The organism is Rhodococcus sp. B10 (assembly GCF_011770055.1).
GTDB lineage: Bacteria > Actinomycetota > Actinomycetes > Mycobacteriales > Mycobacteriaceae > Rhodococcoides > Rhodococcoides kyotonensis_B.
In genome coordinates, this window is sequence record NZ_JAAFYV010000030.1 from 46,455 (window position 1) to 72,526 (window position 26,072).

Here is a 26,072-nt window from a genome sequence, read left to right on the forward strand (position 1 = left end):
TATTGTGCGGTTTCGAGCCCGGATTCCGCACAATAGGAGGGTAAATTTCGACGGTCAGAGCGCCAACCGCTCCAGCAGTGGCGCGATCGGCCCGAGGTCGATGCATCCACTTCCGGCTGCTCGTTCGGATGCCGCCGGCAACAACGCCTCGTGAACGCGCTGCATCGAATCCCTATGTCCCACAGCGAGTGCCGCCACACCCGTCAGGTACCAGCACACCTCCGACATCAGGTCGTGCGGCGGATCGGGAACGGAATCGAGCACTTTCGGCTCGAACAATCCACGCGCCCACGGCTCGTAGGGCCCGAAATCGCCGTCGGGCAGCGGCTTTCCGTTCCGCACGGCGACTGTCAGATCGGACAGTGCGTGCAACCCGGTCACGAAACCCGGCATCTCGGCCGTCTCCACAGGATCCGGTCCGTCCTCGAACGTGTACCGGAACCACGCGATGAACACCGACGCCAGGGGACGATCGAACCGCTGAGCCAACCCGTCGATCAGGTCTGCTTCCCTCGAAGCGGCTGGGATGTCGTCGAGCGCGCACAGTGACTGCATCCGGTACAGCCGGCCGGCGATCTCGAACGTCGACAGTTCCGCCTCCACCGCGAGCTCCACTGTCTCGTCGGCTATGTCGCATCGGTCGCGCGCCAGACCAGTCGACTCGAACGCCTGCAGGTAGCGCGCGCCGAGCGTCAGGCACAGCAGCGCGGGGTCGCCGAGCCGTCGGGCAATGGCCTCCGCTTCCACAGCCTCCGCCATCCGACTCCCCACCCCGCGGGATTCCATCGCGATGGTCGAAAGCAACCGCGCACGAACACGTTTCGACGCCGACGCCGGCAATCCTGTGAGCGCCCGGTCCGCTGCGGCGACGATCGCGGCGGACAACTCCGAATCGTCCGACCGCGTCCAGCTGCCGGGAACGTCGTAACCGACGATTACCCGTGCGGTCAGTTCCGGGTCGCCCACCTGCTCGGCCGCGGCGATCGTCGCGAGACGTTGTTCGGTCGCCGCACCGACGGATCCCGACAGGGCAAGCAAAGGCACGAGCGCAGAGGCACTTTCGAGCTGTGACCGTGTGCTCGGCCGAGACTGCTCGGCTACCTGCATCAGGATGGAGCCGCTTCGGTCGAGTCCCGGATCGCGGTTCAGGATTCGCTGTTCCATGTCGCCCAGACGATCACTCGGATCCAAACCGAGTCCCTCGGCGAACGTCACGCGGGCACGGCGCAGCACCGCAAGCGCATCCGCCTGTCGCCCCACGCGATACAACGCCAGGGCGAGGATTCGCCATCCTTCCTCACGCCACGGGTGCTCGTCGACGAACGCGTCGACTAAGGGAACCACCGCACCCGGACGCCCCTCGTCCAAGAGCTCGCCCGCGCGCCGCTCCGTCATTCCTGCTCGAAGCTCGGCATTCCGAGCACGCTCCCCGGCCGCCCAGGGACGCGTCGCGAATTCGTCGAAAGCCGTTCCGCGCCACTCGTCGAGGCCGGCTTCTCCCGCCTCCACCCGCCACAGGTCGACGCTGCACTGTTCGAGCGCATATCCGGATCCTCGCGTCACGACGACAGCCGACGCCGCCCGCGGCGGACGCGTCGGCTCCAGGATCCTGCGGAGTTCACCGATGAACGTGCGGACGGATCCGACGGCGCCGGCGGGGGCGTCGTCCCACAGGTCGTCGACCAGGCTGGACGTCGACACCGTGCGTCCGCGCCCCACCACCAACAAGCTCAGAATCTCGCGGTGCCGCGGTTTCGACAGGGGCACTGCCACGCCGTCGATCTCCGCCTCGACCTGGCCGAGAACGCGGATTCGTAGCTCGCTCACCGGCCGAATTCTAGTGTGCGCTGATCGAGTGCTGATCGGACCGCGCGACGATCGGGGCATGGATCTGAAACTCTCCGGCAAGTCGGCGTTCGTCAGCGGGTCGACGCAGGGAATCGGCTACGCGGTCGCCCGAACACTCGCCCGAGAAGGCGTCGACGTCACCCTCAACGGCCGCGACCGCGACACACTCGCGACGGCCGTCGAACGCCTACGGCGCGACGCACCCGGTGCATCCGTCGACGGCATCGCAGCCGACTTCTCCGACGACGAGCAGGTGAACCGACTGTGCAGCACCATCGCCGACGTCGACATCCTCGTCAACAACGTCGGCCTGTTCGAGCTGAAGGCGTTCGACACCATCTCCGACGCCGACTGGCGCCGCTACTTCGACGTCAACGTCATGAGCGGGGTGCGGTTGTCGCGCCGACTGCTACCCGCCATGCTCCACCGAGGCTGGGGCCGTGTCCTGTTCGTGAGCAGTGAGTCGGGCGTGAACGTCCCGGCGGACATGATTCACTACGGCACGTCGAAGTCGGCGATGCTGGCCGTCGCCAACGGCCTCGCCAAGCTCACGAAAGGCACTGCGGTGACGGTCAATTCGGTGCTCGGCGGCCCGACGTACTCGGACGGCGTAGCACGGACGGTGGAAGCCATCGCCGATGCACAGTCCATACCCGTCGCCGAGATGAAGGCCGCGATCATGGCCGGCAACCCGACGTCGTTGCTGCAGCGGTTCATCGAGCCCGACGAGATCGCGAACATGGTGGCGTTCCTCGCCAGTCCCGCAGCGTCCGCTACGAACGGCTCGGTAGTGCGCGTCGACGGGGGAATCTAGTGCGCCTGCGGCGCATCACGGCACGGGCGTCGGGGCGAGACTATTGCCGACCGGGATGGTGGCGCAGTTGCTGTGCGTCGGCGATCCCGCGAAGCGTTCGGTCAGGAACTGCAGGCCCTGAGCTTCGAAGGGCAGGAACGCTTCTCCGTGCGTCAGCCCGTCGTACTGCGCGTACTGAACATCGACGCCGTCGGTGCAGTACTGGTGCGCGAGCGCTTGCACATCGGCGGTGATCATGATGGTGTCGCCGATCGGATCCGCGTGACCCACCGCAAGGAACATCGGGGTCCTCGGTGTGCCTGCCGTGCCCATGATGTTGTCGTTGATGGCCTCGACGACTTCCGGCACATCCAGCAGCGAGGTGTACGGCGCGCGCACCATGCTCGCGTCGGTCAGGGTGGGGTAGTCGTCGGCGAACTGCGCGATGCACTCCTGGTCGACTTGATCGATCACCTGTGCACCGTACTCGGACAGGAACGACGCGGTGTCGAGTCCGTATGCGCGCTGGTACGCCACGATCAACGCCGGAATGACGCCCGCCCACTGCGCACTTCCGCTCACGTACGGCAGGTTGTGTGCCAGATCGACGGGCAACCCACCCGCCGCGATTCCGACGAGATTCAGCTCGGGCGCGTACGTCGGCGCGACCTCGGCGCCCCACTGCGTCGGCACCGATCCGCCTGAATAGCCGATCATCGCAACGGGTGTCGACGACGGGACCTGCAGGAACGACTGAGCCGCACGGATGCCGTCCAGCGCCGCGTACCCCGACTGACGCCCGATGGTCCATTCGAGCTCTTCGCCTTCGTAATCCGGTGCGACGACGGTGTATCCGGCAGCCAGATAGCCGGCGATGACGCCTTGCTCCGCGGTCGCGATCGGGCTCGTCGCACCGCCGCTGAGCGTGTACGACGGGTCGCACTGAGAACCGAGGGCGTCGTACGCCATGTGGTACGAGACGATCTTCGTCGGCCCGGGAACGAGGGGTCGCAGAACCGTCGCCACGGTCACGACGGCGTCACCCTGCTGATCGGTGGTGCGATACAGCACCTGCTCACCCCGGATGGGCGTGGTCAGCGTGGGCGTCGCGAACGTCATCGGCCGGGACCGCAGGACGGCTCCCGGCGCGACGTCGAGCGAGGAGTCCCAGCTGTAGAACGGGTCGTCGGCCGGAATGGGCGAGCCCGGCCCCGGGTCGGCCTGCGCGACGAGAGCGCTTGTTCCGACGACGAAGGCAATCAACGTGAGGACGAGCGCTTTACCGACCTGTGACATGGAACGAATTAAAGCGCATGCCAAGAATCTCGGCTGTGCATTCACACGAAAAGGGTGAGAGTGCGGCGTCGCCACCCGTGCGCGGAAAGTTGCAGCGGAGGCCGACTTTCCGCGCACGGGTGCGTCAACGCACTATTTCACGACGATGTTGACCATCCGACCCGGGATGACGATGACCTTGGTCGGCGCCTTGCCACCCAGCAGAGCAACGATCTTTTCGTCTGCCAGCGCGGTCTTCTCGACGTCGCCGTTGGTGGCATCCGCGGGCACGGTGATGCGGCTACGCACCTTGCCGTTGACCTGGATGGGGTAGTCGACGGTGTCGGCGACGAGCCACTTCTGATCGGCACGCGGGAAGGGTCCGTGCGCGAGCGAACGGTCGTGTCCGAGACGCTTCCACAGCTCCTCCGACAGGTGCGGAGCCATCGGGGCGAGCATCAGGATCAGCGGCTCGACGACACCGCGTGGGGCGCCGTCCGGGTACGCCTTCGTCAGATGGTTCGTCAGCTCGATGAGCTTGGCACCGGCCGTATTGTCGCGCAGCGCAGTGTAATCCGCTTCCACACCGTCGATGACACGGTTGAGCACACGCAGTGTGTCCTCGGTCGGCTTGTCGTCGGTGACGCGGACAGCGCCGGTCTCCTCGTCGAGCACGAGACGCCACACGCGCTGCAGGAAACGCTGTGCGCCGACGACGTCCTTCGTCGCCCACGGGCGCGACGTGTCCAGCGGACCCATCGACATCTCGTAGACACGCAAGGTGTCGGCTCCGTATTCGGCGAAGATGTCGTCGGGAGAGACCGAGTTCTTCAGGCTCTTGCCCATCTTCCCGTACTCCCGGTTGACCGGTTCTCCCTGGTAGAAGAACCCGCCGTCCCGCTCCTCGACCTCGTCGGCCGGCACGTAGACACCGCGCGCATCGGTGAACGCGTACGCCTGGATGTAGCCCTGGTTGTACAACCGGCGGTACGGCTCGCTGGAGCTGACGTGTCCGAGGTCGAACAGCACCTTGTGCCAGAAACGCGAGTACAGCAGGTGCAGCACCGCGTGCTCGACGCCGCCGACGTACAGGTCGACACCGCCGGGGTCGTTCGGTCCGTGCAGCTCGGGACGCGGTCCGACCCAGTACTTCTCGTTCTCCGGGTCCGCGAACGTCTCGGAATTGGTCGGGTCGATGTAGCGCAGCTGGTACCACGAGCTGCCTGCCCACTGCGGCATGACGTTGGTGTCGCGGCGGTAGGTCTGCAGGCCGTCACCGAGATCGAGCTCGACGTTCACCCAGTCCGACGCCTTGGCCAGCGGCGGCGACGGCTCGGAGCTCGCGTCGTCGGGATCGAAGGAGACCGGGGCGTAGTCCTCGACCTCCGGAAGTTCTACGGGCAGAACCGAATCCGGCAGTGCGTGAGCGTTGCCGTCCTTGTCGTAGACGATCGGGAACGGCTCACCCCAGTACCGCTGACGCGCGAACAGCCAGTCGCGCAGCTTGTACTGGATGGTGCCGCGGCCCTTGCCGTCCTCCTCCAATTTCGCGACGACCGCAGCCTTGGCGTCGTCGACCGAAAGTCCGTCCAGGAAACCGGAATTGACCAACGCGCCGTCGCCGACGAAAGCAGCTTCGGTGACATCTCCGCCCGAGATGACCTCACGGATGGGCAGATCGAACTTGGTTGCAAACTCCCAGTCGCGCTGATCGTGACCCGGGACGGCCATGATCGCGCCGGTACCGTACCCGGTGAGCACGTAGTCGGCGATGAAGACCGGAACCTGCTCTCCGTTGACCGGGTTCTCGGCATAGGAGCCGGTGAACACACCGGTCTTCTCCTTGTTCTCCTGACGCTCGAGATCCGACTTCGCGGCGATCGACGCGCGGTAGGCCGCAACGGCTTCCGCAGGAGTGGCAGCGCCTCCGGTCCAGACGGCAGGCACGTCGGACGGCCACTCGGCCGCAACCAGGCCGTCGACCAGATCGTGTTCGGGAGCGAGAACGACGTAGCTGGCACCGAACAGGGTGTCGGGGCGCGTCGTGAACACCTCGATCCCCGAGAACGAGACCTGCGCGCCGCGGGAGCGGCCGATCCAGTTGCGCTGCATGGTCTTGACCTTGTCAGGCCAGTCCAGGTACTCGAGGTCGTCGATCAGCCGGTCCGAGTACGCGGTGATGCGCATCATCCACTGCCGCAGGTTCTTTCGGAACACCGGGAAGTTGCCGCGGTCGCTGCGGCCGTCGGCGGTGACTTCCTCGTTCGCCAGCACGGTGCCCAGACCCGGGCACCAGTTGACGAGCGAGTTGGACTCGTAAACGAGGCGGAACCCGTCGAGCACCGACGCGCGCTCACCGGCACTCAACGACGACCAGTCACGGCCGTCCTCCAGCTGCCGTGAGCCGTCGGCGAATTCCTTCTCGAGCTCCGAGATCGGACGCGCCTTCTTCACGTCGACGTCGTACCACGCATTGAAGATCTGCAGGAAGATCCACTGCGTCCAGTGGTAGAAATCGACGTCTGTCGTCGCGAGCGAACGGCGACGGTCGTGTCCGAGCCCGAGGCGACGCAGCTGACGGCGCATGTTGGCGATGTTCGCCTCGGTGGTGGTGCGGGGGTGCGTGCCGGTCTGAACGGCGTACTGCTCGGCCGGCAACCCGAAGGCGTCGTAACCGAGAGCGTGGAGAACGTTCCGTCCGTGCATCCGGTGGAACCGCGCGAAGACGTCCGTCGCGATGTACCCGAGCGGGTGTCCGACGTGCAGACCGCTGCCCGACGGGTACGGGAACATGTCCTGAACGAAGAGCTTGTCCTGAGGCACGTCACCGGCAAGCGGGCCGACCGGGTTCGGGGCGTCGAACGTGCCCTGCTCGTCCCACAGGTCCTGCCACTGCTGCTCGATGCGCCCGGCCACATCCGCGGTGTAGCGGTGCTCGGGAGTTGCGTCCACTGGATCAATCACGCAACCAGAGTAGTGGGGTCCATCGGGCCGCCTGGTATGAGGACCCGTGGTGGCCGTATCCTTACCGGCGTGATCGTCGTGTCGATACTGCTCTTCGTACTCGCTCTCGTCGTCGGCTCCGTCGCCGCCGCGAGCCTGACGGGCAAACTCCCCCGTAACCGCTGGGCAGGTGTCCGTACCGCAGAGTCGATGCGTGACGACGAAACGTTCGCCATGGCCAACAAGGTGGCCGGTCCCACCACGGCCGCGTCGGCACTCCTGCTGCTGATCGGCGGCGCCGCCGGCCTCATGCTGAGCGGGGTGTTCGCCGTCGTCGCGGTGGTGGCCTGCTTGATCGCGGCGTTCGTCACCGCGGGTGTCGGTGGTTCCATCGGCGCCCGCGCCGCCGCCGCGAAGCCGGTCGAGGAGACGGGCGGATGCGGGCACTCCTGCATCTCCTGCAGCCTCAAGGATGCGTGCGCTCCGAGCTGATGCCGGGAGCGGAGCCTGCGGAGTGAGCAAAATCCGATGTCGGGAGCGGAGCCTGCGGAGTGAGCAAAGCTGAACCGGCGATGAAGCAACGGACGTTCGATCCGGCAGGCGTTGTTTTCGGCGTCTTCCTGCCGATCGCGGCAGGTGTGTTCGGGATCGTGCTCACCCGGATCTGGCGCCCACGCCTACCCGACCAGATCGCGACGCACTGGTCCGGCACGGCTCCCGACGGCTTCACCAGCCCGACGACCAGCTCCATCACCCTCGCCATCATCGTGATTCTCGTCGGCGGTGGCTGCAGCGCGATCGCGTCGCTCGCGCATGCCCTTCTGATCATGCGCAGAACCATGCTGATGATCGGCTCGACCGTCGTCGGCCTGATCGTCGTACTGCAGGTAGCCATCCTGTCGCGCCAGCTGGACGTCACGGACGTCACGACGATCGAGATTCCCGGCTGGGCGCTCGCCTTCGGAACCGCCGTCGGGTTCGCCGTCGGCCTTCTCGGTGCGTCGCTGCTGCGTGACTACCGCGATCGCGTCGTCGCCACCGAGCCGCCGCCCTCGTCGCTCCCACGCGCCGACGCGGACCTGCCGATCGTCGAGCCGCTTGGTGCCGGCCGCGTCGGGACCATCGTGCTCTTCGCGATCGTCGCTGCCGCGGCCGTCCTGACCTGCTGGCTGGTCGAGTCGTGGTGGCCACTGGCCATCTTCGTCCCGCTGGCGATCCTCCCGGTGTCGCTGATGCGCTACGAACTCGTCGTCGACCGTGCGGGTCTGCACGTGCGCAGCCTCGGAATGGCGGCGTTCGACTACTCGATCGACGAGATCACCGGAGCGTCGGTCCGCGAGGTCACTCCGTTCGAGGACTTCGGAGGGTGGGGCCTACGCGTCAAGGGACGCGGCAACTACGCCGTCGCGACCGCGAAAGGTCCCGCGGTGTTCGTGACGTTCGCCAACGGCCAGCGCCTGACCATCACCACCAAGCACGCAGAACGTATTGCCGGGGCACTCAACACGCTCGCGTCCTCCCGGTGATTCGCCGAAAACAAACCGATCGCCGTTTTTGTCGTTTAGGCTCTTTTTCAACCACTGGGTGACGACTGGAGGCTCGCACGAACGAGAACAGGCCGTCGGCACAGGACGCTGTCTCACGTAGCCGACCCGCGAGTCATCGTCGGCCGAACACCTATTCGGTTCGTGCCGTACTGACGGAGTGGTACACCCAGCCGTTCGACTACGAATGGATCGTCTCCCATCGGTCGACGCGTGGACTGCACGGACCACTTCGAATCGTGTTCGGTTCAGCGACACTGCTGTTCGCTGCGTCGTCCATCCTGATGTTGTTCTCCTCGCGCGGGCCGCAGGGATTCTGGGCACAGGCGTGGGTCGGCGTCATGCTGCTCGTTCAGCTCGCCGTCGCGCTGCGGTGCTTCTTCGGTCCGCTCCCCGTACGACGCGATTTCATCGGTTTCGCCGTGTTCGGAGACCTCGGGTTGACGTCCGTCCTGGTGCTCTACGAACCGATCGGGGCCTTGATCGGGTGCTGCCTGTTCGTCGTCACCGGCGCGCTCTGCACCTACTTCTGCAGCCCGAGGTTGCTGCTCGCGCATCTGATCTGGTGTGTGGGCTTGATCGTCGTCATCACCATTCGTGCGTGCCTGTCCGTCGAAGAAGACATTGCGACGATCCTCGCCGCGGGTCTCGTCGTCCTGGCCGTCAACGGCGCGATCCCGTTGTTCGCGCACATCGCGTGGACCGCGATCGGCCGTGACGCGCGGCGGTCCCTCGTCGACCCGCTCACCGGCCTGCTCAACCGCCGGGGCCTCGAGGACGCGGCCGAGGAACTCGTCTCGTTCAGTCAGGAACTCGGGCAGTGTCTCGTCGTTCTCGTGATCGACATCGACCGCTTCAAGCAGGTGAACGACTACTTCGGCCACGACACGGGAGACCGCGTCATCGTCACGGTGTCGGACCGTCTGGCCGCGCTCTTCGACCGGGACGGCCTCGTCGCGCGGACGGGAGGGGAGGAATTCGTCGTCGTGTTCCGCGCGCCGTACGAGACCACTCATGCTCGCATCGGTCAGGTGGGCCACGCTCTGTATCGGCGCGACGATCAGGTTCCCGTCACCGTCAGCGTCGGCGCTGCCATCATCGCTCGACCCGGCGAGATCTGGGGCGGGGAAACATCGGTGGTCACCCGGGCCACCCGCGCCGCGGACTCGATGATGTACCAGGCCAAGTACGACGGCGGAAACCGCACCGCGTCGACATTTCTCTGACGACGCGATGCGGTTCGGTTTCATCCGGCGATCAGCCGCCGGTCACAGGTCCGTTCCACACGCACGGGATGGCACTGGCCGGCGTGCCTTCCGGATCGAGCGCGTTCTTGATGATGCCGATTGCCCTCGGGGACACCGAGATCGACAGGTGGTCCGAGAAGTCGACGCCGCAACCGTCCTGAAGCAGAACATTGTTGACGGTGGCACCTTCACCGGCGGTGAGGAACGTCGTCTTGTACGGAGTCACCACCTCGTCGAAGCGAGTTCCGATGACCGTGTAATCGATGCCGGGTTCGGTGTCGCCGCCCGCGTCGAGTGCCTTGACGAGCGGTGAGTCGATCACCTGATCGGATGCCGCGGGTCCGGCGATGGCGCCCACGAGACCGAGCACGTTCAGTCCGAGGTTGTTGATCGTCCGGCCCAACGAGCCGATGCCGACGAGAGTGGTTCCGTGATTGGATCCGGCGACACTGACGACCGTGCCGACCTTGTTCTGGCTCGGGTCGGCCGGGTTGGCTCCGCCTTCGAATCGAAGGTACTGCCTGGTCACCAGACCACCCTGCGAGTGACCGACGATGTCGACCTTGTCCGCCCCGGTGCGAGCGAGGACCGCGTCGACATACGTGGCGATTTCCTTGGCACTCTCGGCGACAGGGCCGGTACCACGGATGGACTTGACGTGTCCGAGTCCGCTCGAATCGGTGTCACCGTAGTTCAACGCGAACACGCAGTGACCCGCTTCCTTCAACGCCGGCGACAGACGCGCGAAGTTGTTGTACGCGTTCTCCCACGTACCGTGAAGCAGGACAACGGGATTCGGGTGGGCCTCGGTCGGCTTGCAGTTCCAGTCGTTGGCGCCCTGCGGTGCCACGTCAGGATGGACGATGTTGTAGAGGAACCCGGCGATGAAGTTCTTCTGAACCGGGCCGTAGCCGACGGTTTCACTCTCCGGATCGTAGGTGGATCGTGCCTCGGACGGCACCTCGGAGATGTCCGGGCGCTCGATTCCCTGTTCCTCGGCCTTGGGGCGCTCCTCCTCGCTACCCTCCGGAGGAACCACCTCTGTCCCGTCCTCGGTGACGACGGCCGGCGGCGCCGGTTCCTCGGCGGGTTGCGCCGACGCGACGGACATGCCCGCGCACATGATCGCGGCCGACAGCGCGGCAACGGACGCGGTAGTTCGGGACATGTTTCCAGCTCGGACTGTTCTGATCGACATTCTTCGTCTGCTCTCTACTGACGGCATCACGCGAAAGTTGCCGTGGCTGCATCGATTACGACACGAATCGACGAGATCTCGAGAAATCCCGTGAAACGTCTCGGGGTCGAACCAGGTAAGTACGCAGCATGAACGGCCCCCCGGACCTCAACCCCCCTGTGGCACAACGTCGATGCTGTCCGCTGAACCTCGCCACACAGTAGAGCGCAACGACGAGCGCGCGGAAGTCATTGCGCGACTTTCGGGACATCCACGCTTCGTGCCGATCTCCGGTTGGGGTCGGTCACAAGGTCGCGTGCGTCAGCGCTGACCGCCGGGGATATCGTGAGCCGAGTGAACGTTCTCCGACAGGCTCGTCCCGACGGCTTCGTCCTCGGCATCTTCGCCGTGGCCGGGCTCGCCAGCATCTTCCCGGCCACCGGCACGGCAGAAAACGTCCTCGGATGGGCGACGAAGATCGCGATCGGCCTCCTGTTCCTCATCTACGGCGCACGACTGTCCCCGCAGGAGGCGTGGGAAGGCGTCAAGCACTGGCGGCTGCATTCGGTCGTACTCGCGATGACGTACGTGATCTTTCCGTTGATCGGGCTCGCGCTGCGGATCCTCGAACCGACCATCCTGACGCAGGACCTCTACACCGGCATCCTGTTCCTCTGTCTCGTCCCGTCGACGGTGCAGTCGTCGATCGCGTTCACGTCCATCGCGAAGGGCAACGTCGCCGGTGCCGTCGTCAGCGCGTCGTTCTCGAACATCGTCGGCGTGTTCGTGACACCACTGCTCGTGATCCTGCTCATGAACACGTCGGGCGATGCCCACGTCGACGCGTCGTCGATTCTCGACATCGTCGCCCAGCTGCTGATTCCGTTCCTCGTCGGCCAGCTGATCCGGCCGCTCGTGACCGGTTGGCTGTCACGGCACTCCAAGCCCACGAAGATCGTCGACCGGGGTTCGATCCTTCTCGTCGTGTATGCCGCATTCAGCGAAAGCATGAACCAGCACGTCTGGTCGTCGGTCTCGGTGTGGCGCATCGTGGCAGTCGTCGCCACCTGCATCGTGCTTCTCGCGATCGTCCTCGCACTCACCTCCGTCATCGGCCGCGCGCTCGGATTCACCCGCGCCGACCGCATCGTCCTGGTGTTCTGCGGCTCCAAGAAGAGCCTGGCCAGCGGACTGCCGATGGCGTCGGTTCTGTTCGCAGGCCAACCCGTCGGCCTGATCGTGTTGCCGCTGCTGCTGTTCCACCAGATCCAGCTCATGGTGTGCGCGGTCCTGGCCCAGCGCTACGCGCGCGCTTCGCCTGTCGAGGGTGATGCGAAGCCCGCTCCGCGGGGTTAGCGTCAGGTCACACCCCTATGACTTGGAGGACGACGTGGCCCGTAAGAAGCATCCTAACGGCGTGATCTCGGCGGCCTACACCGGCAGGCTCGCCACGAATCCGGTACCCGCGCTCCGACTTCCGGACGAGCAACTCGACCCCGACGCCGCGTACCGATTCATCCACGACGAACTGATGCTCGACGGCTCCTCCCGCCTCAATCTGGCCACCTTCGTCACCACCTGGATGGACCCGCAGGCCGAGATGTTGATGGCCGAGACGTTCGACAAGAACATGATCGACAAGGACGAATACCCGGCGACGGCGTCGATCGAGGAGCGCTGCGTCAACATGGTCGCGGACCTGTTCCATGCGCCGGGACTCGACCCGGAGGATCCGTCGTCGGCGACGGGTGTGTCGACGATCGGTTCGAGCGAAGCGGTCATGTTGGCGGGTCTCGCCTTGAAGTGGCGCTGGCGTGCACGGGTTTCCGACGGCTCCAGACCAAACCTCGTGCTGGGGAGCAACGTTCAGGTCGTGTGGGAGAAGTTCTGCCGATACTTCGACGTCGAACCGAAGTATCTGCCGATGGAGCCCGGTCGCTACGTCATCACGCCGGAGCAGGTGCGAGAAGCCGTCGACGAGAACACGATCGGCGTCGTCGCGATCCTCGGAACCACGTTCACCGGTGAGCTCGAACCGGTGTCGGAGATCTGCGACGTGCTCGACACCATCGCGGCGAACGGGGGACCGGACGTTCCAGTCCACGTCGACGCTGCCAGCGGAGGTTTCGTCGTCCCGTTCCTCCACCCGCACCTCGAGTGGGACTTCCGGCTGCCGCGCGTGAAGTCGATCAACGCAAGCGGGCACAAGTACGGATTGGTCTATCCCGGAATCGGTTTCGCCGTCTGGCGCACGAAAAAGGACTTGCCCGAGGACCTCGTGTTCCGCGTCAACTACCTCGGTGGCGACATGCCGACCTTCACGTTGAACTTCTCACGCCCGGGCAATCAGGTCGTCGGGCAGTACTACAACTTCCTCCGCCTCGGCCGGCCCGGCTACACCGACATCATGAAAGCGTTGCGCGACACCGCCGTTCGGGTCAGTGCGCACCTGGCGGCGCATCCTGACTTCGTCGTCGTCACCGACGGCAGTGCCATCCCGGTCATTGCGTTCACGCTCACCGGCGAACACCCGTACACCGTCTTCGACATCTCCCACGAACTTCGAGCCCGCGGATGGCAGGTGCCCGCCTACACGATGCCGGACGACGCGACCGACGTCGCCGTGCTTCGTATCGTCGTGCGTGAGGGCTTCAGCGCGGATCTGGGCCGGTTGCTGTGCATCGCGATCGACGAGGTGATCGAGCAGCTCAATGCGTCGGCTGCAGGCGAAGGGCACTCGACCGCAACGCATTTCGCCCATTAGTGCGGCTTCGCACTAGTTACGTTCCACGTCGATCGGATGCGACGCCAGCATCGCCAACGGCATCGGCTGGCGTCGCAACACGTGCGCCCACAGGTCGATCTTCGGCGGGCCGATGACGTCGGACGCCAGCGCGGAGACCACCATCCAGTCGTCGCGGGCGAGTTCACCGTCGAGCTGGCCCATCGTCCACCCCGAGTAGCCGGCGAACACGCGCACGCCCTCGACGAGCGGGGCTATGTCCGACGGGTCGGAGTCCAGATCGACCATGACGACTCGGCCGTCGACCCGCCGGAGGCCGGCAACACCCTCGACGTCGACGCCCGTCCGCACGACGCCGAGACACAACGCCGAATCCCGTTTCACCGGTCCGCCGACATAGAGTGCCTGCGGTCGCGCCGCCAGTCCGCTCCACTGCGGGAGCACGTCGTGCACGGCCGTCTCGCTCGGACGATTGATCACGACGCCGAGACTGCCCGCGTCGTTGTGTTCGATGACGTAGACGACGGTGCGCCGGAACGTCGGCTCGACGAGCTCTATCGAACTGACGAGCAAGCTACCGGGACGCACCGCTTCGTCGACCGACGCAGCGTGGTTCTCTGCCGTCTGGTCCTCGGGTTCCTCCGCATGTGTAGCCATGGAGACATTGTGGCACCGCCGACCACCCGATGTACCGCAAGGAATGCCGGAAAGTTTCGTCGCGTCAGGACAGCCCGACAAGCCCCGCCAGCAGCGCGAGCTGATGCTCGAACAACAGCTCACGATCCACGAAATTCGCCGATCCGTACTGGTCGAACACGTCGAAGCTGACCGCGCCGAAGAGCGACGCCCACACCAGAACGCCACCGGCGAGGGCCGCGTCGGACATCTCCGTTCCCATTTCGTTACGAACCGTCGCGAAGTCGTCGTGCAAAGACTCGAGCGGGACCGGAGACGGGGGCGTCGACAACCGGCCGTCGCGATCCGCCTGGTCGAAGACCTGCACGAGCTTCACGATGACGCGTATGCCCGGTCCGGTCGTCTGCTCGGCCGGCGCGTGATAGCCGGGAACAGGGCTACCGAACAACAGCGCGTACGACGCGGGTTCTCGCCTCGCCCAGGCACGGACAGCCCGGCCGAGCGTCAGGAATTTCTCCATCGAGTCGTCGACGGCATCCACCGCAGCGTCCACCTCGTCACCGAGCTCGTTGTAGGCGTCGACGACGAGAAGGGTGAGCAGTTCGTCGCGGCTCTTGACGTACCGGTAGACCGCGGACGACACGACCCCGAGATCTCGTGCGACGGCGCGCAACGACAGCGCAGCAGCCCCGTCTGCGGCCAGGTGCTGACGGCCGATTCGGGTGATGTCGGCAAGCGTCTGCGCGCGAGCTCGTTCGCGGGGGGTAGTCGGCATGGCTCACACAATAGCGAGCGGTGCTCTCCGGCTGTTCGGGCGATTCGAAGTGAGAGAGCGGTGCTCTTGCTTTCTGCGGCGGGCGGGTGCACACTCGAAGTACAAACAGAGAGCAGTGCTCACACTTGGAGGAGAGATCATGAACCAGCTACACGTCGTCACCGGTGCAGGGCCCGTCGGATGGACCGTCGCCGAACAGCTCGCCGAGCGAGGTCACCGCGTCCGAGTGCTCACCCGTTCCGGTTCGGGCCCCGACCACCCGTCGATCGAGAAGCGACGCGTCGACATCGAAACCGACGATCTCCGTGGTCATTTCGAGAAGGCGACGGCGATCTACCACTGCACTCACGTCGCGTACGAGGACAAGGTGTGGCGCGCAAAGCTTCCCACCATGGAACGGCGCGTGCTCGACGCGGCCGCCGGCACCGTCGTCGTGTTCCCGGAGAGTCTCTACTCCTACGGCTACATCGACGGCCCGATCCGTGAGGACTCGCCGCGCGTCGCCACCCACCGCAAGCTCGGCGTCCGCACCGAATTGCTCGCCGCCCGCGATGCGCACGCGACACCGACGGTCAGCGTCGCCGCCTCGGATTTCTACGGGCCGCGCGTCCTGTCGGCACACATGGGCGATCGCGTGGTACCGAAAGTATTGTCGCACAGCACTGTTCGAGTGATCGCCGACGCCGATCTGCCACACTCGTTCACGTACGTGCCCGACTTCGCCGTCGCGATGATCGAGGCAGCAGCCACCCCGTCGCTGTGGAACACCTTCTTGCACGCGCCGACCGCCCCCGCCGTCACGCAGCGCCAGATGATCGAGGCCTTCGCACGTGCAGCACACGCTCCGACACCGAAAGTCGGAACCATCCCGTCGTGGATGATGAAGTCGCTCGGCGTCGTGTCCGGTCCGATCAAGGAGCTCGGCGACACGTTGTATCAGTTCGAGCACCCGTACGTGCTCGACAGCTCGGCGAGCGAGAAGATGCTCGGGCTACGTCCGACACCGCTGTCCGACGGTGCCGCTGCCACCGTCGCGTGGTGGAAGGACAAGGAGCTGGCACAGGCGTCGTAGGTAACTGGGGCTACAGTCCTGTAAGTGAGCGACGAGACCTTCCTGGCGCGACTGCGCAATTCGCCCGGTGCAGGCAAGCTCACCGCGATTCGCTTCGCAGGACAGTTCGGCGACGGCCTCTTCCAGGCGGCGCTCAGCGGGGCAATTCTGTTCAATCCCGAACGCGAATCGAATCCGGCGGCCATCGCCGCCGGATTCGCCGTTCTGTTGGTGCCGTACTCGATCATCGGGCCGTTCGCAGGCGCGATGCTCGACCGATGGGATCGGCGCGCAGTAGTGCTGTGGGCGAACGTGCTTCGCATGGTCCTCATCGCCGTCACCGCCACGGTTCTGTTCACCGGGGGCGGCGAGACCGCGCTCCTTCTCCTCGCGTTGACGACCGTCGGCCTCAGTCGGTTCGTTCTGGCCGGCGTGTCCGCGTCCCTGCCGCACGTCGTCCGAACATCGTGGCTCGTGCCGATGAATTCGCTTCTCGCGACCATCGGTTCAGGCTTCGCAGCCGCGGGAGCAGGAGCGGCCGTCGGGATCATCGGGTACATCGGCGCCGGCGACACCGGATCGGGCGTCGCCGTGGCAGTGTCGGCCGTCGGATCGATCGTCGGATCGGTTGCCGCGGCGCGGTTTCCACGCCAATCGCTGGGTCCTGCGACCATTCCCGACGACGGACCATCACGTGCTTTCGCGGACATCGCAGCCGGATTGAAGTCCGGTGCCGTCGCGGTATGGAAGTCGCCGACGGTCACCGCCGCGATGATGGGCATCGGCACCCACCGCATCGTGTTCGGCGTCGACACTCTCGTCATGGTGTTGATCCTGCGCGAGTCGACGCCCCGCTCACTGCCCGGCGGGTTGGCCGGCTTCGGCATCGCCGTCGGAGCGACGGCTGCGGGCATGCTGATCGCGGCAGTTCTGACACCCTTCCTGCTGCCGAAGTTCGGTCGCGTTCGATCGATCATCGGCGCACTCGCACTGGCCGCCGTCGTACAGGTGACCTTCATCGACGGGCTCACGCAGACGAGTCTGCTCATCGGCGCGTTCCTGCTCGGCATCGCAGGCCAGACCATCAAGCTCACGGGCGACGCGTCGATGCAGACCGAGATCGACGACGACCATCGCGGGCGCGTGTTCGCATTGCAGGACACCGTCTTCAACATCTTCTTCGTCGCGGCGCTCGCCGTCGCCGCGTTCGTCGTCGGCCCGTCGACGACGGATCTCGCGGGTGAGGCATCCGCACACGCCGTCGTGCTCGGCGGTGGTGTCGTCTATCTGCTGGGATTGGCGGCGGTGGTGATGCGGCTCCGCCGCACGTGAGTGCGAATGTGTAGAGGGCTATACATAGACACTCACGAGCGCGACGCGCTTTCCCACCACGCCAACAACTCTCGCTCCGCTTCCTCGCGGGGGAGCGGCCCCCGGTCGAGTCGGAGATCCTTCAAGAACTTCCACGCCTTGCCGACCTCGGGACCCGCGGGGATGCCGAGGAGCTCCATGATAGCGTTGCCGTCGAGATCCGGTCGCACGCGCGCGAGGTCCTCCTGCGCGGCGATCGCCGCGATCCGCTCTTCGAGGTCGTCGTACGTGGCCTGCAGTGCCGCTGCTCGACGCTTGTTCCTCGTCGTGCTGTCCGCGCGAACGAGCTTGTGCAACTTGGGAAGTAGATCACCGGCATCGGTGACGTAGCGCCGCACCGCGGAGTCGGTCCACTGGCCCTTGCCGTAGCCGTGGAAACGCAGGTGCAGGAAGACGAGCTGCGAGACGTCGTCGATCATCCTCTTCGAGTACTTGAGCGCTCGCATACGCTTCTTGACCATCTTGGAGCCGACGACCTCGTGATGGTGGAAGCTGACCCCGCCGCCCGGTTCGTGACGTCGGGTGTCGGGCTTGCCGATGTCGTGAAGCAGTGCAGCCCAACGCAATACGAGATCGGGGTCGCCGTCCTCGAGGTCGATGGCCTGCTTCAGTACCGTCAGCGAATGCCAGTAGACGTCCTTGTGCTGGTGATGCTCGTCGATCTCGAGCTTCATCGCGGGCACCTCGGGCAGGACGTAGCCGGCGAGCCCGGTCTCGCACATGACGTCGATTCCCTCGACGGGGTACTCACCGAGGATCAGCTTGTCGAGCTCCACCTGTACACGCTCGGCCGTGATGCGTTCGATCTGGCCGGCCATCTCGGTGATCGCGGCGTGTACACGAGGCATCAGCGCGAAACCGAGCTGCGAGACGAACCGCGCGCCACGCAGCATGCGGAGTGGGTCGTCACCGAAGGACTTCTCCGGCGACGACGGCGTATCCAACAGTCCTTCGAGCAACGCGTCCATGCCGCCGAGGGGGTCGACGAACTCCTGGGTGCCGTCGGCGCCGATCCGAACGGCCATCGCGTTGACGGTGAAGTCGCGTCGCACGAGATCTTCCTCGAGGCTCTTCCCGTACTCGACCTCCGGGTTGCGCGAGACCTGGTCGTACGAATCGGTGCGGAACGTCGTGATCTCGATCAGCTGGTCGTTCTTGGCGGCACTGATCGTCCCGAACGCGATCCCGGTGTCCCACTGATTGTCGGCCCAGCCGGTCAGCAGCTTCTGGACGACCTCGGGTCGTGCGTCCGTGGTGAAGTCGAGGTCTCCGGACAACCGCCCCAGAACCGCGTCGCGAACGCTCCCGCCGACGAGGTACAGCTCGTGTCCTTCGGCGGCGAACCGGGCGGCCAGAGGGGCCAAGAGGTCGGACAATCCGGACAGCGTCTCGCGGGCCGACGTCAGCAGGCGCTCGCGGCGGTCCGCGTCCGAACCGGCGCCCGAAGGCGCATCGGAGTGTCGGGGGGACGGAGACTGTTCTGCCACGTGGATAGAGCCTAGGCGAGAGGTCGTGCGGCAGGACGGAGAGGGAGCAAAGGAAAGCCGTGGTTTCCCTCTAGTATTGATTGGGTGTCTGCTGGCGAACGTGCGAACAGGAGCCGCCGCAACCCGCGGCGGCGGCCCGCACGTGCCGACGGCGACAAGCCCAAACTCAGAACCGTGCGTGAGACGTCGGCAGGCGGCCTGGTCGTCGACGGTCTCGACGGCCCTCCGTCCCAGCGTTGCGCCGCTCTCATCGGCCGCACCGACCGTCGTGGGCGGTTGTTGTGGTCGCTGCCGAAGGGCCATATCGAGCAGGGCGAGACCGCGGAACAGACCGCGATGCGCGAGGTCGCCGAGGAGACCGGCATCCGCGGAGATGTGCTCGCTTCGCTGGGCAGCATCGACTACTGGTTCGTCACCGAGGGCCGTCGCGTCCACAAGACCGTCCACCACTACCTTCTGCGCTTTCTCGGCGGCGAGCTGTCCGACGAGGACGTCGAGGTCACCGAGGTAGCGTGGGTTCCGCTGAGCGAACTGTCGTCGAAGCTCGCGTACGCGGACGAACGTAAACTGGCCGCGATCGCCAGCCAACTGATCGAGGGCATGAGCAACCCGGATCCCGAGACGCCCGTCGGCAGGGAGTGAGAAGTGCGGTTGCCACGGGTCACTGCGGCTGCATTGACCGCAGTCCTCCTTGCGTCGGCGCCCTCGCTGGCTCTGGCGCAGGAGCCGGACGGGTCCGATTCGAGCATCCCGTCGTCTAGCACCGAGGTCACCTATCAGTCCGCCGACAGCGACCTTCCCGAGACGACGCGCGGCAATCAGTTCCTGGAGCTGTCGATCGACACCGTCGCACCCGGAACCGTGACCACCAGCAGCGAACCGTTCGTGACCGTGCGTGCCACCGTCACGAACACCGGTGACCGACGCGTCGACGACATCAGCGTGCGCATGCAGGGCGCCGACGCCGTCGATCAGCCGTCGGAACTCCGCACGTCCCTGTCGCGCGATCAGGAGCAATACCCGTATGCGGGCGAGTTCCAGACGGTCACCGACAGCCTCGAGCGAGGCGCGAGCACGCAGTTCACCGTCTCGATGCCACTGCGCAGCACGACGAACCCGTCGCTGAACATCGATCGCCCCGGCGTCTACCCGCTGCTGCTCAACGTCAACGGCACCCCGGAGTACGGCGGAACAGCGCGACTCGACGACGCCCGGTTCCTGCTGCCCGTCACCGGCGTACCGCGCGACCCGTCGGATCCGACGTCGGTGCCCTTGCCGCCGAGCACGACGGATCCCGTCGCAACGACGATCCTCTGGCCCCTCGCCGACAAGCCACGGCTGGCCGCAGGAAACCCGGGAACCATCGAGGACAAGATCAGGCTCGTCGACGACGACCTCGCCGGCGAACTCGCGACGGGCGGCCGTCTCGACGAACTGCTCCAAGCCGTCGAATTCACGACGACCGATCAGCTCGATCCGGAGAATCGACTCACCGACAGCATGTGTCTGGCGATCGACCCCGACCTGCTCGTCACCGTCGCCAACATGCAGCGCGGCTATCTGGTCGTCGACGATCCGGCGAACCCGTCCGGCCCCGCGCGCGACGGAACCGGCAGCGACGCCGCCGCAGCGTGGCTGTCCCGCCTGCAGACCCTCGCCGACTCGATGTGCGTCACCGCGGTCCCGTTCGCGCAGGTCGACCTCGACGCGATCGGCAACGTCGGCGACGCCACCCTGGCGGCGAGCGCCCTCGAGTCGCCGTCGGACATCGTCGATTCGATCCTGGGCGTGACGTCGGTGCGCGATGTCGTGTGGAGCGCGTCGGGACAGCTGGGTGCGCCTGCGGCCGCGGCCCTACGTTCGACCGGCCCGACCACCGCGCTGCTCGCCGACAACAGCATCGCGCCTGCCGCAGCGGGAGGCGTCGCCGCTGTCGCAGGGGGCAGTACCGTCGACGCCCCACTGAACACGACGGTGTTCGACTCGGCGTCGGCCACCGCGCTCGCCGGAGTCGGTGAGGTGCCGTCGACCCCCGATTTCACACCCGAGGACCAGCGCTACGACCTGTCCGGGGATTCTCGCGCCGCCCGACTGCAGGATGCCGTCGGTGCGATGTTCTATCACGCGCTCGAAGAACCCGACGGTTCCCCGCGGGCCGTGACGATCGCCCCGCCGCAGTACTGGACCGCAGGCGGCGACGAGCCGACGACGATTCTGTCGTCCGTGTCGTCGATGCTGCGGTCGGGTCTCGCGACGCCACGACCCCTGACCAGTCTGGTCGCCGAAGCACCGACGGGTATGCCCGTCGAGACCAGGACGGTGCCGCAGGTGGACCGCGACACGAACCTCGAAGACCGCGTGCGCGCGCAGAGTGCGCGCATCGAATCGCTTCGTGCGTCCGTCGTCGAGGATCCGCAGTCGGCCCTGACACCGCGGCTGTTCACCGCACCGCTGCGTGAGGACCTACTGCGCGCACTCACGACCGCGGGCCGCGACACGGAACCCGAATACGCAGCCGCGATGTCGCGAACCCGGATGGATGCGTCCGAGACGTCGCTGGACCGGATGTTCGGAGCAGTGACGGTCGTCGCACCCGGCGGCGTCTACACACTGGCTTCGGAGCAGAGTCCGCTGCTGCTCGTCGCACGCAACGACCTCCCTGTACCCGTCAACGTGCGACTGAAGGTCGACGCACCAGCGGAAATGACGATCTCCGACGTCGGCGCAACGGCTCTTCCCGCGCGCGGGAGCCGCACGATCACCGTGCCCGCGCAGGTCGACGACTCCCGCAATCTGTCGGTCGACTTCGCGTTGACGACGCTCGACGGGCAACAATTGGGCGAGGCAACCACCGTGTCCGTACGGTCGAATGCGTACGGACAGGCTCTCGCGATCATCACCGCCTGCGCTGGAGTCCTTCTGCTGTTGCTCGCAGGGCGCCGACTGTGGCACAGGTTCAGGGGGCAACCCGACCCAGCCGACGAAGGGTACGAACGACCATGACCGGGAACATCCCGTACGAAGGGGACGTCCCGCGCCCACGGCTGCCCGCAGCACAGGTATTCCGTCGCACGGCGCCGCCTCGGCAGGCGCCGTGGGAACGCGAACCCGTCCGTGAGATGCGCAGCTACCCGGCACCGCCGTCGCCCGACGGCGGACCGGCCCCGGACAATTCCGTCACGCAGCTGATCCCGCGATTCCGGGACGAGGATTTCGCGCCGGTCGCGACCGCCCCGGTTCCGGAACCCGAGAAGCCCGAACCGAAGCCGCAGAAGAGCTTGCTGGCGTCGACGGGATCGATCGCCGTCGCGACGCTCGTCAGCCGCATCACCGGATTCTTCAAACAGATCGTCATGCTGGCGATCCTCGGCGGCGCGATCGCCAGTTCGTTCACCGCGGCGACGATCCTGCCGAACATGATCTCCGAGCTCGTCCTCGGCGCCGTGCTCACCGCGATCGTTGTTCCGGTCCTGGTCAGGGCCGAGATGGAGGATCCCGACGGCGGTACGTCGTTCATTCGTCGGCTGTTCACCGTCGCGTTCACGATGTTGTTCGTCGTCGCCGTCATCGCCACGATCAGCGCACCGCTCCTGAGCACCATGCTGATCAAGGACGACGCCAAGGTCAGCAACGAACTGACGACCGCGCTGTCCTATCTACTGTTGCCCGCGATCCTGTTCTACGGCCTGTCCGGCCTGCTCACGGCCGTTCTGAACACGCGTCAGAACTTCCGTCCCGGCGCGTGGGCGCCGGTGTGGAACAACCTGGTGGTCCTGGGCATCTTCTCCCTCTATTTCTTCGTCCCCGGCGAGATCACGCTCGATCCCGTCGAGATGAGTGATCCGCATGTGCTGATCCTCGGTCTCGGAGTCACGGCCGGTGTCGTGACTCAGGTAGCCGCGCTGATTCCGGCACTGAAGCGGGAGAAGGTCGACCTCCGGCCGTTGTGGGGGTTCGACGCCCGCCTCAAGGCGTTCGGTGGGATGGCCGCGGCGATCATTCTGTACGTCGTCATCAGCCAGATCGGGCTGATCTACGCGACGAACATCTCCTCGGGTGCCGACGCCTCGGGCCCCGCGATCTACTCGCAAGCCTGGATCCTTCTCCAACTGCCGTACGGCATCCTCGGCGTCACCGTGTTGACGGCCATCATGCCGCGCCTCAGCCGCAACGCAGCCGAGGGCAACGACCCTGCCGTCGTCGACGATCTGTCGGTCGCGACGCGGCTCACGCTCGTCGCGCTCGTTCCGATCGTGGTGTTCCTGACGTTCGCCGGGCCGTGGGTGGGCGAGGCACTCTTCGGCTTCGGGAATTTCGCCGACGACGCCCCCCGCCTCGGTGAAGCCGTCAGCTGGTCTGCCTTCACGCTGATTCCGTACGCACTCGTCCTCATCCACCTGCGCGTGTTCTACGCCCGCGAACAGGCCTGGACGCCGACGTGGATCATCCTCGGCATCACCGGAGTCAAGATCGCGCTGTCCGCTCTCGCCCCGGTCATCGCCTCGGACGACGAGCAGGTCGTGCTCTGGCTCGGTGTCGCCAACGGTCTCGGTTTCGTGGTCGGTGCCTGCATCGGTGGCTTCCTGCTGCACCGCAGCCTCGGCGATCTGCGCATGATCAACGTGGGCAAGACCATCTGGATGGTCCTGATGGCGTCCGCCGCCGGTGGAACGGCCATGCTTGCCATCGACCGAGTCGCCGACCTGGGCGGACTGACCGAGCCCCTGGGCATGATCGGCGCGATGCTGCGCGTCGGTATCTGCGCGGTTCTCATGCTCGGCATCACGTTCGGCATCCTGTGGTTCGGCCGCATACCCGAGGTGCTCGCGGTGACCGTCGCTGTCGGACGCGTCGTGCGGAAACTGCGCGGGCGACCCGCCGAGAGCGCGACGAACCCCGTGCCTGCGACGCCCGAAACTACCGATTCGATACCGGTCGTTCGCTCTACCCCTGCAAGGGGCACTGCGGAGCAGGGACTCCCGTACCCTGGACCCCGGCGGACCGGGCCGCAGACTTCTGCAGGTCAGCCCTACGGGAGCAGACAGGCAGCACAACTCGGGGTAGAAGCGCGCGAAGGAGAGAGAGTGACGGACGACGAAGTGGCTGGGGGGCCGGCCGAGTCCACTGCCGACGGCACGGACCAGAAGACCGGAGGAGTCGAGGTGGACGAGCGCGCGAAGGCCGCATCCACCCAGGCCACACCGACGGCGTCGTCACCCGACAAGAAGAAGACATCCGGCGACGCGGCTGCTCCGGCACCCGACGCCGACAAAACGGCCGAGGTAAAGGCCGTCCCTGCGACCGACGCGTCCACCACGGGCAAGACGGCTTCGGTGGACACAGCTCAGGCTGCACAGGTCGAACCCGAGGACTCGGCGGACAAGAAGGACGCCGACGCAGGCAAGAACGCTACGGAACCGCCTGCCACCGTGCGAGCACCTGCCGTCGAAGGTCGGCCCGAGCCGCAGCCCGAGCCGACGCGTGCGCTGCGCGGACCGAAGCTCATTCCCGGCGCCTCTGTCGCCGGCGGTCGCTACCGTCTGCTCGCCCCGCACGGTGGTGCACGCGGACTGAAGTTCTGGCAGGCGCACGACGTCAAACTCGACCGCGAAGTCGCGCTGACCTTCGTCGACGCCGACCAGCAGGCGACGTCGGTGTCTCCCGACCGACCCGAGGGCCCGCAGGCGATCCTGTCGCGGACGCTGCGTCTCGGCCGTATCAACTCCCCCGGACTCGCCCGGGTGCTCGACGTCGTCCGCGGCAGCTCGGGTGGCATCGTCGTCGCCGAATGGACGCCGGGACGCTCACTGCGAGAAATGGCCGACACCGTGCCGTCGCCGACGGGAGCAGCACGCGCCATCAAGGCGCTCGCGGCAGCAGCCGAAGCTGCACACCGCAGCGGTGGCGCGCTGTCCATCGATCACCCCGATCGCGTACGCATCAGCACCAGCGGAAACGCGGTGCTCGCGTTCCCGGCAACGCTCGCCGACGCCGAACCCGCGTCGGACGTGCGCGGACTCGGCGCGATGCTCTACGCGCTCGTCACCGCGCGCTGGCCACTGGCCGACGCGTCGGACCGTCCCGGTGCGCCGCCGCGTGCCGTCGGAGGTATGAAGCCCGCCGACCGCGATTCGAACGGCAATGCCGTCGAGCCGCGTCGTATTCGCTCCGACGTGCCGTTCGAGATCTCGGCCGTCGCGACACGCGCACTCGAGCAGAACAGCGGAATCCGCACGGCTGCGACGGTTCAGCACGTGCTCGACCAGGCGGCCGTCGTCAACGACAAGACCGACCTCATGCCTGCGCTGCGGCTCGGCCAGCGGCCCGCGGGTGCGTCCGGACATTCGTTGGCGGACCCGGAGGAAATCGCGGCTCAGCAACTGCGGTCCAAGCGCACCAACATCGCGTTGGTCGTGTTGGGTGTGCTCACCGTCGTCGTACTCGGGTTCGCCGGGTACTGGTTGTTCACGTTCCTTGCAGGCGGTAGCTCCGACGAGCCGCTGACCGAGCAGGACTTCGGACTGACCACCAGCGTGCCCGCCCCTGCTGCACCGGGCGCTGCCGAAGCGCAGGCACCGGCCGCAGCACCCGTCACGATCGATTCGGTCGAGGTCTTCTCGCCGCAGGGCAGTGCCGACAGCGCTGCCACGGCTCAGAACGCGATCGACGGCGACCCGTCGACCGTGTGGCAGACGGACGCGTACTTCCAGCCGTTCCCGTCGTTGAAGAACGGCGTCGGCCTGCTGGCGACGCTGCCGTCGTCCGAAGTGTTGACCAGTGCATTCGTCAACTCACCGTCTGCTGGAACGGTCGTCGAGATCCGATCTGCGCCCAGCGACTCGCCCAGCTTGAGCGACACCACCGTGATCGGGCAGGCCACGCTCGGACAGGGCGTCACGGACATTCCGCTCACCGCAACCGAACCCACCGACCACGTGCTGCTGTGGATCACCGGGTTGAGCACCGAGAACGGTCGCAACCAGTCCTCGATCGCCGACTTCGGCTTCACCGGCCGAAGCTGACACTTTCCCCGCAGACGTTCGGTTTCACCTACGCAAAGTAGGTGAAATCGAACGTTTCGTACTGTTCGGTCTTCATGGCCTAGGCTCTCCCCAATGCGGTAACACGGGGGGAGCCGTTTTCGTATGGGGATTTTCGGGATCAAGGGGGAAGCCGGGGGGC

General features: G+C 66.2%; 18 protein-coding genes. 11 read left to right on the forward strand and 7 right to left on the reverse strand.

Features of this window, described 5'->3' with window-relative positions; all coding sequences use genetic code 11:
• Positions 1 to 54 precede the first annotated feature (54 nt).
• Positions 55 to 1,827 carry a BTAD domain-containing putative transcriptional regulator gene (locus RhoFasB10_RS19100; RefSeq protein WP_167678041.1) on the reverse strand — a complete coding sequence of 591 codons (1,773 nt, stop codon included), beginning with the start codon at positions 1,825 to 1,827 and terminating at the stop codon, positions 55 to 57.
• A gap of 58 nt (positions 1,828 to 1,885) precedes the next feature.
• On the opposite strand from RhoFasB10_RS19100, the gene RhoFasB10_RS19105 reads away from it, so the two are divergent.
• On the forward strand, positions 1,886 to 2,662 hold the full coding sequence (locus RhoFasB10_RS19105; protein ID WP_068430040.1) for an SDR family NAD(P)-dependent oxidoreductase: 777 nt from the start codon (positions 1,886 to 1,888) through the stop codon (positions 2,660 to 2,662).
• Positions 2,663 to 2,677: 15 nt separating this feature from the next.
• Here the strand turns inward: RhoFasB10_RS19105 and RhoFasB10_RS19110 are convergent, their stop codons facing one another.
• Positions 2,678 to 3,937 carry a lipase family protein gene (locus RhoFasB10_RS19110; protein WP_157105388.1) on the reverse strand — a complete coding sequence of 420 codons (1,260 nt, stop codon included), beginning with the start codon at positions 3,935 to 3,937 and terminating at the stop codon, positions 2,678 to 2,680.
• 132 nt (positions 3,938 to 4,069) lie between these two features.
• Entirely contained in the window at positions 4,070 to 6,880 is a 2,811-nt protein-coding gene (gene leuS, locus RhoFasB10_RS19115; RefSeq protein ID WP_222634487.1) for a leucine--tRNA ligase, read from the reverse strand.
• Between the two features lie 69 nt (positions 6,881 to 6,949).
• On the opposite strand from leuS, the gene RhoFasB10_RS19120 reads away from it, so the two are divergent.
• The 3 genes from RhoFasB10_RS19120 to RhoFasB10_RS19130 all read left to right on the forward strand — a co-directional run bounded on the left by RhoFasB10_RS19120 (position 6,950) and on the right by RhoFasB10_RS19130 (position 9,629).
• Complete coding sequence (locus RhoFasB10_RS19120) at positions 6,950 to 7,351, forward strand: SdpI family protein (protein WP_068429594.1); 402 nt, start codon at positions 6,950 to 6,952, stop codon at positions 7,349 to 7,351.
• 80 nt (positions 7,352 to 7,431) lie between these two features.
• On the forward strand, positions 7,432 to 8,385 hold the full coding sequence (locus RhoFasB10_RS19125) for a DUF1648 domain-containing protein (RefSeq protein ID WP_167678065.1): 954 nt from the start codon (positions 7,432 to 7,434) through the stop codon (positions 8,383 to 8,385).
• Between the two features lie 257 nt (positions 8,386 to 8,642).
• The gene (locus RhoFasB10_RS19130; RefSeq protein WP_308115170.1) at positions 8,643 to 9,629 is read left to right on the forward strand and encodes a GGDEF domain-containing protein; all 987 of its coding nucleotides are present in this window, start codon (positions 8,643 to 8,645) and stop codon (positions 9,627 to 9,629) included.
• A gap of 31 nt (positions 9,630 to 9,660) precedes the next feature.
• Here RhoFasB10_RS19130 and RhoFasB10_RS19135 read toward each other — a convergent pair whose 3' ends face one another.
• Positions 9,661 to 10,818 (reverse strand): alpha/beta fold hydrolase, encoded by a 1,158-nt coding sequence (locus tag RhoFasB10_RS19135; RefSeq protein WP_240931278.1) that lies wholly within the window; start codon positions 10,816 to 10,818, stop codon positions 9,661 to 9,663.
• A gap of 363 nt (positions 10,819 to 11,181) precedes the next feature.
• Between RhoFasB10_RS19135 and RhoFasB10_RS19140 the strand changes: the two genes are divergently transcribed.
• Entirely contained in the window at positions 11,182 to 12,183 is a 1,002-nt protein-coding gene (locus RhoFasB10_RS19140; RefSeq protein ID WP_167678045.1) for a bile acid:sodium symporter family protein, read from the forward strand.
• Between the two features lie 34 nt (positions 12,184 to 12,217).
• The gene (locus tag RhoFasB10_RS19145; protein ID WP_346764433.1) at positions 12,218 to 13,591 is read left to right on the forward strand and encodes a glutamate decarboxylase; all 1,374 of its coding nucleotides are present in this window, start codon (positions 12,218 to 12,220) and stop codon (positions 13,589 to 13,591) included.
• Positions 13,592 to 13,603: 12 nt separating this feature from the next.
• Here the strand turns inward: RhoFasB10_RS19145 and RhoFasB10_RS19150 are convergent, their stop codons facing one another.
• Both RhoFasB10_RS19150 and RhoFasB10_RS19155 read right to left on the reverse strand, forming a co-directional pair.
• On the reverse strand, positions 13,604 to 14,227 hold the full coding sequence (locus RhoFasB10_RS19150) for a YqgE/AlgH family protein (protein WP_068429603.1): 624 nt from the start codon (positions 14,225 to 14,227) through the stop codon (positions 13,604 to 13,606).
• 64 nt (positions 14,228 to 14,291) lie between these two features.
• Complete coding sequence (locus tag RhoFasB10_RS19155; RefSeq protein ID WP_114330055.1) at positions 14,292 to 14,981, reverse strand: TetR/AcrR family transcriptional regulator; 690 nt, start codon at positions 14,979 to 14,981, stop codon at positions 14,292 to 14,294.
• A 139-nt stretch (positions 14,982 to 15,120) separates the two neighbouring features.
• Here RhoFasB10_RS19155 and RhoFasB10_RS19160 point away from each other — a divergent pair, with 139 nt between their 5' ends.
• Together RhoFasB10_RS19160 and RhoFasB10_RS19165 are read left to right on the forward strand one after the other, a co-directional pair.
• A complete protein-coding gene (locus RhoFasB10_RS19160; protein ID WP_167678049.1) occupies positions 15,121 to 16,053 on the forward strand; it encodes an NAD-dependent epimerase/dehydratase family protein in 933 nt (310 codons plus the stop codon).
• 24 nt (positions 16,054 to 16,077) lie between these two features.
• The gene (locus RhoFasB10_RS19165) at positions 16,078 to 17,364 is read left to right on the forward strand and encodes an MFS transporter (RefSeq protein WP_167678051.1); all 1,287 of its coding nucleotides are present in this window, start codon (positions 16,078 to 16,080) and stop codon (positions 17,362 to 17,364) included.
• A 32-nt stretch (positions 17,365 to 17,396) separates the two neighbouring features.
• Here RhoFasB10_RS19165 and RhoFasB10_RS19170 read toward each other — a convergent pair whose 3' ends face one another.
• Positions 17,397 to 18,890 (reverse strand): CCA tRNA nucleotidyltransferase, encoded by a 1,494-nt coding sequence (locus tag RhoFasB10_RS19170; protein WP_167678053.1) that lies wholly within the window; start codon positions 18,888 to 18,890, stop codon positions 17,397 to 17,399.
• Between the two features lie 84 nt (positions 18,891 to 18,974).
• Between RhoFasB10_RS19170 and RhoFasB10_RS19175 the strand changes: the two genes are divergently transcribed.
• Genes RhoFasB10_RS19175 through RhoFasB10_RS19185 form a run of 3 tightly spaced genes read left to right on the forward strand, consistent with a single transcriptional unit; the run spans position 18,975 to position 25,912 of the window.
• Positions 18,975 to 19,532 (forward strand): NUDIX hydrolase, encoded by a 558-nt coding sequence (locus tag RhoFasB10_RS19175; protein ID WP_068429610.1) that lies wholly within the window; start codon positions 18,975 to 18,977, stop codon positions 19,530 to 19,532.
• A gap of 3 nt (positions 19,533 to 19,535) precedes the next feature.
• The gene (locus RhoFasB10_RS19180; protein ID WP_167678055.1) at positions 19,536 to 21,893 is read left to right on the forward strand and encodes a DUF6049 family protein; all 2,358 of its coding nucleotides are present in this window, start codon (positions 19,536 to 19,538) and stop codon (positions 21,891 to 21,893) included.
• On the forward strand, positions 21,890 to 25,912 hold the full coding sequence (locus RhoFasB10_RS19185) for a lipid II flippase MurJ (protein WP_240931280.1): 4,023 nt from the start codon (positions 21,890 to 21,892) through the stop codon (positions 25,910 to 25,912). Before RhoFasB10_RS19180 ends, RhoFasB10_RS19185 begins: the two co-directional genes overlap by 4 nt.
• Positions 25,913 to 26,072 lie beyond the last annotated feature (160 nt).

Bases quoted from the DNA above. Each gene is read 5' to 3' on its own strand.
- RhoFasB10_RS19105 (WP_068430040.1), top strand. From the start codon at position 1,886: ATGGATCTGAAACTCTCCGGCAAGTCGGCGTTCGTCAGCGGGTCGACG.
- RhoFasB10_RS19110 (WP_157105388.1), bottom strand. From the start codon at position 3,937: ATGTCACAGGTCGGTAAAGCGCTCGTCCTCACGTTGATTGCCTTCGTC.
- RhoFasB10_RS19125 (WP_167678065.1), top strand. From the start codon at position 7,432: ATGAAGCAACGGACGTTCGATCCGGCAGGCGTTGTTTTCGGCGTCTTC.
- RhoFasB10_RS19135 (WP_240931278.1), bottom strand. From the start codon at position 10,818: ATGTCCCGAACTACCGCGTCCGTTGCCGCGCTGTCGGCCGCGATCATG.
- RhoFasB10_RS19150 (WP_068429603.1), bottom strand. From the start codon at position 14,227: ATGGCTACACATGCGGAGGAACCCGAGGACCAGACGGCAGAGAACCAC.
- RhoFasB10_RS19155 (WP_114330055.1), bottom strand. From the start codon at position 14,981: ATGCCGACTACCCCCCGCGAACGAGCTCGCGCGCAGACGCTTGCCGAC.
- RhoFasB10_RS19160 (WP_167678049.1), top strand. From the start codon at position 15,121: ATGAACCAGCTACACGTCGTCACCGGTGCAGGGCCCGTCGGATGGACC.
- RhoFasB10_RS19185 (WP_240931280.1), top strand. From the start codon at position 21,890: ATGACCGGGAACATCCCGTACGAAGGGGACGTCCCGCGCCCACGGCTG.